The organism is Mesorhizobium dulcispinae, from assembly GCF_033977345.1.
In the GTDB taxonomy this organism is placed as follows: Bacteria; Pseudomonadota; Alphaproteobacteria; order Rhizobiales; family Rhizobiaceae; genus Mesorhizobium; species Mesorhizobium dulcispinae.
Map to the genome: position 1 here is coordinate 113,427 of NZ_JAVIIY010000003.1, position 13,554 is coordinate 126,980.

11 protein-coding genes are annotated in these 13,554 nt (G+C 65.8%); 7 read left to right on the forward strand and 4 right to left on the reverse strand.

Translation table 11 applies throughout. The annotated features are described in order from the left end of the window. Positions 1-5: 5 nt before the first annotated feature. Positions 6-1,577: a cytochrome ubiquinol oxidase subunit I gene (locus RFN30_RS08410; protein WP_320261638.1), complete on the reverse strand. Its 1,572-nt coding sequence runs from the start codon at positions 1,575-1,577 to the stop codon at positions 6-8. 98 nt (positions 1,578-1,675) lie between these two features. Between RFN30_RS08410 and RFN30_RS08415 the strand changes: the two genes are divergently transcribed. Then, positions 1,676-3,277, forward strand: a complete 1,602-nt coding sequence (locus RFN30_RS08415) for an ATP-binding cassette domain-containing protein (protein WP_320261639.1) — start codon at positions 1,676-1,678, stop codon at positions 3,275-3,277. Then, positions 3,274-4,869, forward strand: a complete 1,596-nt coding sequence (locus RFN30_RS08420; RefSeq protein WP_320261640.1) for an ATP-binding cassette domain-containing protein — start codon at positions 3,274-3,276, stop codon at positions 4,867-4,869. Before RFN30_RS08415 ends, RFN30_RS08420 begins: the two co-directional genes overlap by 4 nt. Here the strand turns inward: RFN30_RS08420 and RFN30_RS08425 are convergent, their stop codons facing one another. Then, complete coding sequence (locus tag RFN30_RS08425) at positions 4,870-6,363, reverse strand: helicase HerA domain-containing protein (protein ID WP_320261641.1); 1,494 nt, start codon at positions 6,361-6,363, stop codon at positions 4,870-4,872. It lies immediately after the preceding gene. A 319-nt stretch (positions 6,364-6,682) separates the two neighbouring features. Here RFN30_RS08425 and RFN30_RS08430 point away from each other — a divergent pair, with 319 nt between their 5' ends. Beyond that, on the forward strand, positions 6,683-6,937 hold the full coding sequence (locus RFN30_RS08430) for a hypothetical protein (protein ID WP_320261642.1): 255 nt from the start codon (positions 6,683-6,685) through the stop codon (positions 6,935-6,937). 15 nt (positions 6,938-6,952) lie between these two features. On the opposite strand, the gene RFN30_RS08435 is transcribed toward RFN30_RS08430, so the two are convergent. Continuing rightward, the gene (locus RFN30_RS08435) at positions 6,953-7,438 is read right to left on the reverse strand and encodes a hypothetical protein (protein ID WP_095766686.1); all 486 of its coding nucleotides are present in this window, start codon (positions 7,436-7,438) and stop codon (positions 6,953-6,955) included. 191 nt (positions 7,439-7,629) lie between these two features. Between RFN30_RS08435 and RFN30_RS08440 the strand changes: the two genes are divergently transcribed. Together RFN30_RS08440 and RFN30_RS08445 are read left to right on the forward strand one after the other, a co-directional pair. Beyond that, positions 7,630-7,995 (forward strand): RidA family protein, encoded by a 366-nt coding sequence (locus RFN30_RS08440; protein WP_320261643.1) that lies wholly within the window; start codon positions 7,630-7,632, stop codon positions 7,993-7,995. 88 nt (positions 7,996-8,083) lie between these two features. Then, positions 8,084-9,307: an amidohydrolase/deacetylase family metallohydrolase gene (locus RFN30_RS08445; protein ID WP_320261644.1), complete on the forward strand. Its 1,224-nt coding sequence runs from the start codon at positions 8,084-8,086 to the stop codon at positions 9,305-9,307. A gap of 193 nt (positions 9,308-9,500) precedes the next feature. Here RFN30_RS08445 and RFN30_RS08450 read toward each other — a convergent pair whose 3' ends face one another. After that, positions 9,501-11,291, reverse strand: a complete 1,791-nt coding sequence (locus RFN30_RS08450; RefSeq protein ID WP_320261645.1) for an NAD(P)-binding domain-containing protein — start codon at positions 11,289-11,291, stop codon at positions 9,501-9,503. A gap of 448 nt (positions 11,292-11,739) precedes the next feature. Between RFN30_RS08450 and RFN30_RS08455 the strand changes: the two genes are divergently transcribed. Beyond that, the gene (locus RFN30_RS08455; protein ID WP_036257910.1) at positions 11,740-11,829 is read left to right on the forward strand and encodes a K(+)-transporting ATPase subunit F; all 90 of its coding nucleotides are present in this window, start codon (positions 11,740-11,742) and stop codon (positions 11,827-11,829) included. A gap of 21 nt (positions 11,830-11,850) precedes the next feature. Beyond that, on the forward strand, positions 11,851-13,554 hold the full coding sequence (gene kdpA, locus RFN30_RS08460; RefSeq protein WP_320261646.1) for a potassium-transporting ATPase subunit KdpA: 1,704 nt from the start codon (positions 11,851-11,853) through the stop codon (positions 13,552-13,554).

The following is a 13,554-nucleotide window of genomic DNA, read 5'->3' on the forward strand; positions in this document are numbered from 1 at the left end:
CCTGTTCACTCTGCGGGTTGCATTGCGGGGTCGGCGCTCGGCCGCAGGTCGTCGATGACGTTCGCGACCTCCGGCCCCTTGCGGATGGCCGCCAGCATCAGCCTGACCTCGATGACGGCGAGCACGCCGTAGACGAGCGTGAAGCCGGCGATGGTGAGGAGGAGGTCGGTGACGCCGAGCTCCGACGTGGCGAGAAAGGTCGGCAGCACGCCGTCGATGATCCAGGGCTGGCGGCCGAACTCCGCCACGAACCAGCCGACCTCGATGGCGATCCAGGGCAGCGGCATGGCGATGAGCGCGGCGCGGAACAGCCAGCGGGGCGCCCCAGTCTCGCGCGTCGTGTGCCACAGCGAGACCGCAAACAGCGCGGCGAGCACGAAGCCGCAGGCCACCATCAGGCGGAAGCTGAAGAAGAGCAGCGGCACGTAAGGCACGGTCGACCAGGCGGCATCCTTGATCTGCTGTTCGCTGGCCTGCCTCGGATCGGCCAGGTACCGCTTGAGCAGCAGCGCGTAGCCGAGATCCCTGGAGCTGGCGTCGAAGACCGCGCGGGCGCCGGTGTCTTTGCGATCCGCCTTGATCTTCTCCAGCGCGTCATAGGCGACGATGCCGTTGCGGATGCGTGCTTCGGCGTGGGCAACGAGCTCGTCGATGCCGGCGATCGGCCTGTCGACCGAGCGGGTACCGATGAGGCCCATCACCCATGGGATGCGGATGGCGAAATGTGTCTCGCGGTCGCTCTGGCTTGGGATGCCGAACGCCGTGAACGATGCCGGCGCCGGTTCGGTCTCCCACATGGCCTCGATGGCGGCGAGCTTCATTTTCTGGTTGTCGGTGAGAGCGTAGCCGCTCTCGTCGCCGAGCACGATGACCGACAGCGCCGATGCCAGGCCGAAGGCTGAAGCGATCACGAAGGAGCGCTTGGCGAGCTGGACGTGACGTCCCCTGAGCAGATACCAGGCCGAGACGCCGAGCACAAAAGTGGCGGCGCAGACATAGCCGGCCGAAACCGTGTGCACGAACTTCGCCTGCGCGACCGGGTTGAAGATCACCGCCATGAAATCGGTCACCTCCATGCGCATCGTGTCCGGATTGAAGGCCGAGCCGACCGGGTTCTGCATCCAGCCATTGGCGATCAGGATCCAGAGCGCCGAGAAATTAGTGCCGAGCGCCATCAGCCAGGTCACGGTCATATGCGCGCGGGGCGAAAGTCTTTCCCAGCCGAAGAAGAACAGTCCGACGAAGGTGGCTTCGAGGAAGAAGGCCATCAGGCCCTCGATAGCCAAAGGCGCCCCGAACACGTCGCCGACATAGTGCGAGTAATAGGCCCAGTTCATGCCGAACTGGAATTCCATGGTTATGCCGGTGGCGACGCCGAGGGCGAAGTTGATGCCGAACAGCACGCCCCAGAATTTGGTCATGTCGCGCCAGATGATGCGGCGGGTCATCACGTAGACCGTCTCCATCATGGCGATCAGGATGGAGAGGCCGAGCGTCAGGGGCACGAACAGGAAATGGTAGAGGGCCGTCAGCGCGAACTGCAGCCGCGACAGGTCGACGAGAAGAAAGTCGGACATGGAGCATCCTTTCTGGATACCGCTCTTAGCGCCGGCCGGGCTCTCGCGAGTTGATCTGGATCAATTCCTTTCATCTCGGCGCATGCGAAAACCGGGCCATGAAACCGCCAGCCGCTTCCGCACCAGTCCCGGACCCCGCTGCCGCGGCGTCGGGCCGCTTCCAGTCGCTCGCCGCTGCCGGGAAACTGGCAAAGTCGGGATTGCGCCGCCTGCTTGCCGCGCAGATTGCGCGCACCGCGCTGCGGCTCGGCTTCGCCGCGACCGCCGCAATGTCAGCCGGGCCGCTGGTGATGCACGAGCCTGTCGATCCGTGGCTCGTCGCGGCGACGATTGCGCTTCTCTCGGCCGCCTGCATCGCGGGCTTTGCCGCCGACAGGGCACAGGCCTCGGCCGAGACAGCCGTCTCGACCGGCTTGCGCGAATTGGCGGCCAGGCGGCTGGACGAAATGCCGGCGCGGCAGCTGCAGTCACTTTCGGTCGGCAGCCTCATCGTCTCGATGCAGCGTCATCCCGAAGCAGTTGCCGCCCTTGTCGTCGACCATCGCGCGGCGAGCGCCATGATGGCGGCGGGGCCGCTGCTCGCGGCGACGGCGCTGTTCCTCGTTTCCTGGCAAGCGGCGCTGCTGGTCATCTGCCTGACGCCGGTGATGATCCTGTTCTTCGCGCTGGTGGGCGACGCCATCCGCCGCCGCGCCGACGCGCAGGAACGCGCCTTCGGCCGGCTGGCCGGCCAGTTCGCCGACCGCATCCGCACGCTGCCCACGATCCTCGCCAACCATGCGACGGAAACGGAAGAGGCCAAGCTTGCCCGGCGCCTGGAAGCTTATGCCGGCAACACGATGGGCGTGCTGCGCATCGCCTTCGTCAACGCCGGCATCATCGACTTCTTCGCCTCGCTCTCGATCGCCATCCTCGCCGTCTTCCTCGGCCTCGGTCATCTGAAGCTGGCGATGATTCCCGGTTTCTCCGACCTGGCGCTCTGGCAGAGCCTGTTCATCCTGATGATCGCGCCGGAATATTTCGCGCCCTTCCGGCGCTTTTCGGAACAGTACCATGCCAAGGCGGAAGGGCTGGCGGCGGCCGCGGCGCTGGACCGGCTGCTCGGCGCTGAGCCGGCTGCGGCGATGACCTTGCCGGCGCTCGACCGCCTGCGTCTGACGCTGCCGGCGAAAGGCCTCGTCGCCATTGTCGGCCCGAGCGGCTCGGGCAAGTCGACCTTGCTGCGCCGCCTCGCTGGGCTCGAACCGCGCGGATGCGCCTCTCAGTTCGCCGATCGGATCGCCTGGGTCTCGACCGACAGCTATGTGCCGGAAGGAACACTTGCCGAAGCCATTGTATGGAACACCGGCGCCGTAGGCCGGTGCCGCCTGGAAGAGGCTGCGGGCGCCATTGGGCTGCTCGACGACACGCTGCTGCCGGGCGGTCTCGAGGCGAGGCTCGACAAGGGTGGCGCCAATCTTTCCGGCGGACAGCGGCTGCGCATCGCCGTCGCCCGCGCGCAGCTTTCCGGACGTGCCGTGCTGGCGGACGAGCCGACGGCAAAGCTCGACCGCGAGACGGCCGAGGCCGTACGGCGCATGCTGCTCACGATCTCGCGGTCGCGGCTGGTCGTTGCGGCGACGCATGACCGGGATCTCGCCGACGCCGCCGACCTGACGGTCGACCTCACCCCTGGCGATGCCATCGAGGTGGCGGCATGAACGCGGCACTTCAATCCGCGAGCCGGAGGTCCTGGCGGCTGGCGACGGGCTTTGCCTTCGCCGCGCTTTTCTGTGGCATATTGCTTGGCGGCGTTTCCGCCTGGCTGCTGGGTTCGGTGGCGATCGCCGGCCTTTCCGCCGCCGCCTTCACCTTCAACTTCCACATCCCGGCGGCTTTCATCAGGCTGTTCGCCATCGGCCGCACCGCGGCGCGTTACGGCGAACGCCTTGCGGGCCATAAGGCGGCGCTCGCCGATCAGGTCACGCATCGCGCCGAGCTTTTCGCCGCGATGGCCGCCGCGCCCGCCGTGCGCCGGGCAGGATGGCAGCTCGGCGACGACGCCCGGCTCGCCGACTATCTCGACGACGTCGAGGACCTCGACTACGCCCGCCTTCGCGCCGGCCTTCCGGCACTTACGCTCGTCGCCGGCCTTGCCGTGCTGACCACGGCGTCAGCGATCCTCGCGCCCTTGTCCCTCTTGCCGATCATCCTCTTCTTGCTCGCCATCCTGTTCGCGGGGAACCGGGTTGCCAAGGCTGGCGCCATGGCATGGGAGCGCGCCAGGTCGCTGCGCCGCGGGGGCGCGAGCCGGCTTGGCGCGGCTCTGGCGTCGGCCGTGCCGCTGAAGGCCGAGGGCGCGTGGAGCCATGAGTGCGCCGACGCGCTTGCCGCGCTCTCCCGCGCCGACGGCGAGTTGCTTGCGCTCCGCCGCCTCCAGGCCCGGCTCGACATGATCGGCGCGGCCTTCGGTCCGGTCGCCGGCATCGGCGTGATGGCCGCCGCCTGGCATGCGGGGCGGCAAGGGACGGGCCTTCTTCTACCCATGCTGCTCGCCTTCTCCTGGCTGGCGCTGGGCGAGGCCATGAATGGCGGCTCGCGCATGCTGGTTGCCGTGCTTCGTCGCAACGCCGCCCTGGCCGAGATCGGACAATGGACGCAAGCCGCCGCGGCTGGCAGGCGCGAATCCGCACCAGGCGACGTCGAACCTCGCGCGCTGCGCCATGGGGCCCTGCAGCGCCGCGCGCCCGATGGTCGGGCCATCGGCACGCCCATCTCCGTGCTCCTCGCAAGGGGCCAGCCGACAGTACTGGTCGGAGCGAGTGGTTCGGGCAAGACCAGCCTGTTGAAGCAGATTGCCGGCTGGATCGGCGATGATGCTTTCGCCGCCGGCGACCGCATCTTGTCGGCAACGGACCGTCGGGCACAGGCGGCACTCGTCCTGCATGACGCGGTCATCCTCGAAGACACAGTCCGCGCCAACCTCTTCGCCGGCAATGTCCCGGACGCGGCGCTCTGGCACGCACTGGGAGCCGTCGAGATGGACGAGCGCATCCGTGAGGCCGGCGGCCTGGATGCCTGGATCAGGCAGGGCGGGTTCTCGCTCGGCGAGGTGCAGCGCATCAATCTCGCGCGCGCCTGGCTGTCGACGAAGCCACTGATGTTGCTCGACGAGCCGACGGAGCATCTCGACGACGAACAGGGTGGGCGCATCCTCGAGCGGCTGATGGGTCATCTCAGCGACCGGATCATCGTCATCTCCTCTCACCGCGCGTCGTCGCTTCGCGACCGCACGATCGAGCTGCAGCCGTGATCACGCCGCTGAGCTGTCCTGCTCTTCTGCATTCGGATCGCCCGGCGCCGTCGCCCAGGCGAGTTCGACCAGCGTCACCGTTCGCCTGCCGGTGCCGTCGATCTGGCAGACGATGAGGCCTTGCTCCTCGATATAGTCGAGCAGCCGCCGCGCGCGGCGCAGCGAGTGCGAGCCATAGGCCCGCGCAATCGCCGCGTCGCTTGGGCAGGGCCAGCCTTCCTTGGCGGCCCTCGCGATCATCATGAACACGCCCTGCATGTCCTCGGGCAGAAGCGACGCCCGCACCGAAACGTCCCGCCACGCATCGTCCTCGGCCATGTCGGAGCCGACACCGGCGCGGGCGCGCGTCAGTATGCGGCGGAACTCCGAAAGGTCGGGCACCACCGAGGCAAGCCCCTCGATGCGGCAGCGGACCACGAACTCCTGGTAGAGCACGCCGATGACGCGGAAGCCGGCATCGGGCTCGGCCAGGATGGCGCGCAGGATGCGGTCCATCCGCTCGCGCCGCTCGGCGAGGTCTTCGGCGCTGGGCTGCGGCTCGGCCGGCTCCGGTCGGATGTCCAGCGGCGCGGCCTTGGCCGCCATCAGCTGATCGAGCAGATCCGGCGAAGGCCGGCGCTGCGGCCGCACCGTCTCCGGCGGCGGCGCCGCCAGGATGATCGAGCGCGCATCCTCAAGCGCCGCTTCCGGTAGCGGCATCAGCCGCGGCGTGCCGTTGCGTGGGCTCGTTTCCGTCGAGCCGATCCGCAGGCTTAGCGGGCGGCGCGACAATGCGGGCCCGAGCGCCATGAAATGCCCCCGCTCCAGGTCGCGAAACGCTTCCGCCTGCCGACGCTCCATGCCGAGCAGGTCGGCCGCGCGCGCCATGTCGATGTCGAGGAAAGTCCGGCCCATCAGGAAGTTGGAGGCTTCCGCCGCGACGTTCTTGGCGAGCTTCGCCAGCCGTTGCGTGGCGATGATGCCGGCAAGCCCGCGCTTGCGTCCGCGGCACATCAGATTGGTCATGGCGCCGAGCGAAAGCTTGCGCGCCTCGTCGGAAACCTCGCCGGCGGCGGCCGGCGCGAAGAGCTGCGCCTCGTCGACAACCACCAGCATCGGGTACCAATGGTCGCGCGCGACTTCGAACAGGCCGCCGAGAAAAGCGGCGGCGCGCCGCATCTGGTTTTCGGCATCGAGCCCTTCGAGGTTGAGCACCGTCGAGACGCGGTGGATGCGGGCACGTTCGCCGGCCGCCTGCAGGCCGCGCTCGGTATGTTCCTCAGCATCGATCACCAGGTGGCCGTAGCGCTCGCCGAGCGAGACGAAGTCGCCTTCGGGGTCGATGATGGTCTGCTGCACCCAGGGCGCGCTCTGCTCCAGCAAACGGCGCAGCAGATGCGACTTGCCCGAGCCCGAATTGCCTTGCACCAGCAGGCGCGTCGCCAGCAGCTCCTCAAGGTCGAGGGCCGCCGGCGCGCCTGCCGACGTCTGCCCCATCTCGATTGCAACCGTCATTTTTCGACTCGGCCAGTCTCCCTATGCGGGAGCGGGCTTACCAACCGGAGCGCGATGCGTCGAGCATGGCCAGGACCATCGGTGCGGTGTTCCACACTTAACGCATGTCGCCCAAAACTGCGCAGCGGTTTTGGGAAAATGACATGCGCAAATACAAAGACTTAAAGCGCGCCGCCTGAATCCATGTCAGCGCGACTCGCTTTAATGGAAATGGCGGCAGGCTGTCGCCAGTCGCTCTGGTCGGACCACCATTTCGCTGGCGCAATCCCACCATTGGCGTATCATCCTTTCGGTGAGGGTTCATGGCAGGAGGAGGCCGATGAACGTCGCTTCGGAAGTGCTCGTCATGGATCCGACGGTGCAAGACCTTGTTTCGTTTGCCCTTTCGAAATTTCGCGCCGGCGACACCATCTCGACCCGCGCGATGCTCGACGCCATCCGCCAATCGGACCCCGCCTGCGAAGACAGCGACGACCATCTGGTCGAGCTGATCGTCATGGCCGCCGTTGGTAAGACCATGGGCGTCGTCTTCGACCACCGCTCGCCCGACGAGCGGCTGCAACGCTTGTCCTAGGAAGCCTATCCGGCCCTAGCTTCCCAGCGGATGCGGCATATAGCCGACGAAGCCGGCAATCTTCCAGCGGCCGCCGACCTTGCGGCAGAAATAGAGCGTCTGCCATTTGAGCCTGTCGACACCGCCATCGGCCTTGGCGACCGAGCCGTCGAATTTCTTGTGCAGCACCGCGCGGTCGCCGTCGACGTCGATGTCGCGCATGTTGGTGACGCGGAACAGCGCCTCGCGCAGCGGCTCGGCGAACTTCGTCGCGGCGGTTTCCTTGGCCTGCCGCAGCCATTCGTCGCGATAGACTTCCAGCCTCGGGAACTGCAGCCGCCAGGCGTCCGCATTGGCAAGGAAATGCGCATGCATGCCGAAGAAGCTCTCGGCGATGAAGTCGTCCTCGACCATCGACCAGTCCTGGCCGAGGAAGGCATCGATGTCGCGCCGCACCAGCATTTCCCACAGCGCGTGGCGATCGGCATCGCCCTCCGGGAACGGGTTCTTGTCGAAGGTCATGCTGGATCTCCCCACATGTGTGCTTTGCCGGCCGGAAGCGGCTTCGTGGCGCAAGATGCTCAGGCTTTTGTAATAAAGCAACATGGATTTTCGGAAAAATGTTGCTTTCCGACATTGCCTCTAGGAGGATCACGCCGACAAGCGTAGACAGCCATAAGAAAGGCCAATCCAGTCGACAACAGGAGGCTCACTTGCCCAAGCAGTGCTTTGGAAAATCGCATGTCCCGCTCTCGCCGGCGGTGCGCGCCGGCGATTTCGTCTATATTTCCGGCCAGGTGCCGGTGGGCAGCGACGGCCTGGTGGTCAAGGGCGGCATCGCTGAGCAAGCCGAGCAGGTATTGCAGAACGTCAAAGCCGCGCTGGCGCTTGCCGGCTGCACCATGGATGATGTGGTCAAGACCACCGTCTGGCTGGAGGACGCGCGCGATTTCGGCACCTTCAACACGGTCTATGCCAGGCATTTCCCGAATGACCCGCCGGCGCGCACCACGGTGGAGTCCCGCCTGATGATCGACATCAAGATCGAGGTCGAAGCGGTCGCTTACCGGCCGGTCTGATCGCTAAAAGCAATTCCAGGAAAAGTGTATAGCGGTTTTCCGTTCGGAATTGCGTAAAAACAAACAGTTAGACGCCAGGGAGGCGCCGATGCAGTTCGATCTGCTGATCAAGGGCGGCCGCGTGATCGACCCGGCCTCCGGGTTGGATGCGTCGCGCGACGTCGCCATCGTTGATGGCCGCGTCGCCGCGATCGAGGCGGCCATCGATGCCTCGACCGCCGGTGAGGTCGTCGACGCAAGGGACTGCATCGTCACGCCCGGCCTCGTCGACCTGCACAGCCATGTCTACTGGGGCGGCACCTCGCTCGGCGTCGATGCCGACCGGCTCGCCGCCAAGAGCGGCACCACCACATTCATCGACGCCGGCAGCGCCGGCGCCGGCAATTTCCTGGGCTTCCGCCGCCACGTCATCGAGCGCTCGAAGGTCCGCATCCTCGCCTACGTCAACATCTCCTTCGCCGGCATATTCGGCTTTGCGAAAACCGTGTCGGTCGGCGAATGCAGCGATCTCAGGCTCTGCGAGCCGCGCGAGACGGTGGCGGCGGTGCGCGAGCACGCCGACGTCGTCGTCGGCGTCAAGGTGCGTTCCGGCAAGCATGCCAGCGGAACCAGCGGTATCGCGCCCGTAGACCTGGCGCTCGAAGCCGCCGACAAGGTCGGCCTGCCGCTGATGGCGCATATCGACGAACCGCCGCCCGGCCGCTCGGAAGTGCTGCCGAGGCTGCGCCGCGGCGACATCCTCACCCACTGTTTCCGTCCCTTCCCCAACGCGCCGGTCTTCGCGTCCGGCGCAGTGCGGCCGGACATGCGTCTGGCGCGCGAGCGCGGCGTCATCTTCGACATCGGCCACGGCATGGGCTCCTTCGACTTCGAGGTCGCCAAGGCCATGCTTGCCGAAGGCTTGGCGCCAGACGTCATATCGAGCGACGTGCATCTCTACTGTGTCGACGGCCCCGCCTTCGACATCCTCGTCTGTATGTCGAAGCTGATGGCGCTCGGCATGCCGCTCGTCGAGGTGCTGCGCGCGGCGACACAGCGCCCGGCTGAGGCGATCGCGAGGCGTGAGCTCGGCACGCTCAAAGTCGGTGGCATCGGCGATGTCGCGGTGCTCAAATTGCAGCCCGGACGCTTCACCTTCGTCGACGCGGTTGGCGCCTCACTGGTCGCGGACCAGCGGCTGGTCTCCAACGGCATCGTCATCGGCGGCAAATGGTGGCCGAACGAAACGCCCGACCACAACGAGACGGAGCGTTTTGAGCCGCATACGCATCATACGCATGTGGACGTTGCGGCCAGGCATTTTGGCCGATGATTGGCCAATCTCCCCCCTCGTGGGGGAGATGCCCGGCAGGGCAGAGGGGGGCGCGAAGGAACGCCAACCTTTATCGTCTTGCGACGGACCAAGAACCAACTGACGACGCAATTGCAATCCATCGAGAGGCCGGCGGGACAGCGCCCCCCTCTGGCCTGCCGGCCATCTCCCCCACAAGGGGGGAGATCGAACGTCACCGTTTCGCGTTACTCGGCTCGCCGTAAACCGGCGTCGCAATCCCTTCCATGCGCGCCTTGAGCTGCAGCGCCACGAACTTCGAATAGAAGCGCGACAGCGCGAGGTTGCCGCCGTGGAACCACAGCGCGTCCTGTGCCGTCGGCTTCCACATGTTGCGCAGCTCGCCTTGCCACGGGCCCGGGTCGCCCTTGACGCCGGAACCGAGGCCCCAGCATGGACCGACCTTGTCGGCGACCTCGCGCGAAACGATTGTCGCCACCGTCTCGTTCATCGACTGGTAGCCGGTGCAGCAGAGGATCGCGTCGACGGCGAGCTCGCTGCCGTCCTCGAACTGGATACCAATCGGCGTCAGCGACTTGATGCCGACGCCGCTCTTCACCGCGATCTCGCCATTCAGGATCAGCTCGCAGGCGCCGACATCGATGTAAAAGCCCGAGCCTGTGCGATAGGCCTTCATCAACAGCCCGGTCTCGTCCTCGCCGAAGTCGATGGCAAAGCCGCTGTCGCTCAAGCGCTTGTAGAACTCCGCGTCGCGCTCGCGGATGACGTCGTAGAGCGCGCGCTGGCCTTTCGGCACCAGCGCGAACGGCGTCGAGGCGACGATCATGTCGGCCTTGTCGGTGGTGATGCCGCGCGCCAGCGCCTTTTCGGAAAAGATCTCGAAGCCGACCTCCATCAGCGTGTCGGACTTCACCACCGTCGTCGGCGAGCGCTGCACCATCGTGACCTTGGCGCCGGCCTCCCAGAGGTCGACGCTGACGTCGTGGCCTGAGCTTGCCGCGCCGATCACCGCGACGCGTTTGCCGCGGAATTTCTCGCCGGTGGAATACTGGCTGGAATGCAGGAGTTCGCCCTTGAAAGCATCGGCGCCCGGCAGCGCGATCTGCCGGGGCGGTCCGTAGGCGCCGGTGGCGAAGACGATGTGCTTCGGCTTCAGTGTGATGCGTTGGCCGACGCGGTCGACGACCACCGTCCAGACTTTTTCGGTCTCGTCATAGGCGGCGCTGACGCATCTGGTGGCGACCCAGTAGTTCAGCTCCATGACGCGGGCATACATTTCCAGCCAGTCGCCCATCTTATCCTTGGGCGTGAAGACCGGCCAGTTTTCCGGGAACGGGATGTAAGGCAGATGGTCGTACCAGACCGGATCGTGCAGCACGAGCGAGCGATAACGGTTGCGCCAGGAATCGCCGGCACGCGCGTTCTTCTCGATGATGACGGTTGGCACGCCGAGCTGCCGCAGCCGGGCGCCCAGCATGATGCCGCCTTGACCGCCGCCGATCACCAGGCAGTAGGGCTGCTCATGCACGCCGAGGTCGCGCGCCTCGCGCGCCCTTTTCTCCGCCCAGGTCTCGCGCTCAGGATCGGCCTTGTGGCGGATGCCGAGCGGCCGGGCCGGTCCCTTCTGCTCCTCGAAGCCCTTGAGCTCGTTCATCGCCGTGAACAGCGTCCGGCAGCGGCCATCCTTGAGCCGCAAAATGCCTTCGCCGCGTGCCGCGGCCGTCTCGAAGCTGAACCAGGCTTCTATCGTGCCTTCGTCGACGCTCGCTTCGCCGGACAAGCGCCAATGGGAGGGCTGCGTCGTCGACAGCGTGCCCTTGAGCATTTCGCGGATAGCCGGCTGCCCTTCCATGGTTTTTATGTTCCAAGTGAAGGTCAGCAGATCGCGCCAGTAGCAATCCTCGGCGAACAGACTGGTTGCCGCCTCGATGTCACCCGCTTCGAGCGCCCGGTCGAACGAGCCAAGCCAGGTGGCCGCCTGTTGCGATGGTGCGATGTCGAGCATTTGTGTCCTTCCGGTGGCCGCGCACGGCTGCAGCCTTTGTTCAGCGTCCCCGGGTTTAGCATATTGGCGATTGCCGGCTGCTGGCCATAGGCAATCGCCGATGACCGGCGGTGCCTCTGCAACAAGCGTGCTGATGGCGCCGGAAGAGCAGCCGGACCCCAGCCGAGATCTTTATAGAATTCCTATATCTTTGCCGTTCGCCTCGTCTCGAACCTTTATGGCGATCGGGTCCATATCTTCCTTCGAAAATCGCTTTGATCGCCGTCACCGCCAAGGTGATGCGCGGTCGCGTGAAGTTTTGAGCCTGCCAGCGCGGGCCGCAAACAAAAGTGAAAACAAGGAATGTCTGCAATGGACCTTATTGTTCTCGGGATCGGGATTTTGTTCTTCGTCCTGTCCTTCGCCTATGCCAAAGCCTGCGACAGCATCTGAGCGGAAGGGCCGGATCATGCTTTTCGATTACATACTCGGCGGCGCGGTGACCTTGTTCCTGCTTGCCTACCTCACCTACGCGCTCATTCGCCCAGAGCGTTTCTGACCGGCAGGCGGAGAGCTCATCATGACTATAAATGGCTGGATACAGATCCTCGTCTATTGCGGGATCCTGCTTTTGCTCGTGAAGCCGCTCGGCGGCTACATGTACCGCGTCTTCAGCGGTGACCGCACCTTTCCGTCGCCGGTGCTCGTCCCCATCGAGCGCGGGCTCTATCGCCTCGCGGGCACGAGCGAAAAGGAAGAACAGCATTGGGCCGTCTACGCGACAGGCATGCTGCTCTTCAATCTCGCCGGCTTCCTGGTTCTTTACGCGCTGCAGCGGCTGCAGGGCGCCCTGCCCTATAATCCCGCGGGCATGAGCGCGGTCGAGCCCGGCCTCGCCTTCAACACCGCCGTCAGCTTCGTCACCAACACCAACTGGCAGAACTACGGCGGCGAAAGCACGATGTCCTACCTCGTGCAGATGGCCGGCCTCAACGTCCAGAACTTCGTCTCGGCCGCCACCGGCATTGCCATCGCGATTGCCCTGATCCGCGGTTTCGCCCGCGCCTCGGGCAGGTCGATCGGCAATTTCTGGGTCGATCTCACCCGCTGTACGCTCTATGTGCTCCTGCCGCTCTGTATCGTGCTGACGCTCGCCTATGTGTGGCTCGGCATCCCGCAGACGCTTGGGCCTTATGTCGAAGCGACCACACTGGAGGGCGCCAAGCAGACCATCGCGCTCGGGCCGGTCGCCTCGCAGGTCGCCGTCAAGATGCTCGGCACCAATGGCGGCGGCTTCTTCAACGCCAACGCCGCGCATCCGTTCGAGAATCCGGACGCGATCTCCAACCTGATCCAGATGCTGTCGATTTTCGCGATCGGCGCTGCGCTCACCAATGTCTTCGGCCGCATGGTCGGCAGTGAGCGCCAGGGCTGGGCGATCCTGGCCTCGATGGGCGTGCTGTTCCTCGTCGGCGTTACCGTCTGCTACTGGGCTGAAGCCGCCGGCAACCCGCTGGTCCATGCGCTGGGCATCGACGGCGGCAACATGGAAGGCAAGGAGACGCGCTTCGGCATCGCCATGTCGGCGCTGTTCGCGGTCATCACCACGGCCGCCTCCTGCGGCGCCGTCAACGCCATGCATGATAGCTTCACCGCGCTCGGCGGCATGATCCCGCTCATCAACATGCAACTCGGCGAGGTCATCGTCGGCGGCGTCGGCGCCGGTTTCTACGGCATCCTGATGTTCGTCGTCGTCGCCGTCTTCGTCGCCGGCCTGATGGTCGGCCGCACGCCGGAATATCTCGGCAAGAAGATCGAGGCCAAGGAGGTCAAGATGGCAATGCTCGCCATCCTCTGTCTGCCGCTGGCGATGCTGATCTTCACGGCCATCGCCGTGGTGCTGCCAAGCGCCGTGGCTTCGATGGCCAATGGCGGTCCGCACGGCTTCTCGGAAGTGCTCTATGCCTATACCTCGGCAGCCGCGAACAACGGCTCGGCCTTCGGCGGCCTCTCCGGCAACACGCCCTGGTACAACATCACGCTGGGTCTCGGCATGCTGATGGGCCGCTTCCTGGTCATCATCCCGGCTTTAGCCATCGCCGGCTCGCTGGCCGCGAAGAAGACAGTGCCCGCCTCCGCCGGCACCTTCCCGACCGACGGCACGCTGTTCGTCGGCCTGCTGGTCGGCGTCATTATCATCGTCGGCGGCCTCACCTTCTTCCCCTCGCTCGCCGTTGGTCCGATCGTCGAGCACCTTGCGATGATCCACGGACAGACCTTCTGA

What these genes read in the sequence shown, in the direction of transcription:
- RFN30_RS08410 (WP_320261638.1), bottom strand. Translation starts at nt 1,577, where the DNA reads ATGTCCGACTTTCTTCTCGTCGACCTGTCGCGGCTGCAGTTCGCGCTG.
- RFN30_RS08415 (WP_320261639.1), top strand. Translation starts at nt 1,676, where the DNA reads ATGAAACCGCCAGCCGCTTCCGCACCAGTCCCGGACCCCGCTGCCGCG.
- RFN30_RS08420 (WP_320261640.1), top strand. Translation starts at nt 3,274, where the DNA reads ATGAACGCGGCACTTCAATCCGCGAGCCGGAGGTCCTGGCGGCTGGCG.
- RFN30_RS08425 (WP_320261641.1), bottom strand. Translation starts at nt 6,363, where the DNA reads ATGACGGTTGCAATCGAGATGGGGCAGACGTCGGCAGGCGCGCCGGCG.
- RFN30_RS08430 (WP_320261642.1), top strand. Translation starts at nt 6,683, where the DNA reads ATGAACGTCGCTTCGGAAGTGCTCGTCATGGATCCGACGGTGCAAGAC.
- RFN30_RS08435 (WP_095766686.1), bottom strand. Translation starts at nt 7,438, where the DNA reads ATGACCTTCGACAAGAACCCGTTCCCGGAGGGCGATGCCGATCGCCAC.
- RFN30_RS08445 (WP_320261644.1), top strand. Translation starts at nt 8,084, where the DNA reads ATGCAGTTCGATCTGCTGATCAAGGGCGGCCGCGTGATCGACCCGGCC.
- RFN30_RS08450 (WP_320261645.1), bottom strand. Translation starts at nt 11,291, where the DNA reads ATGCTCGACATCGCACCATCGCAACAGGCGGCCACCTGGCTTGGCTCG.
- RFN30_RS08455 (WP_036257910.1), top strand. Translation starts at nt 11,740, where the DNA reads ATGCTTTTCGATTACATACTCGGCGGCGCGGTGACCTTGTTCCTGCTT.
- kdpA (WP_320261646.1), top strand. Translation starts at nt 11,851, where the DNA reads ATGACTATAAATGGCTGGATACAGATCCTCGTCTATTGCGGGATCCTG.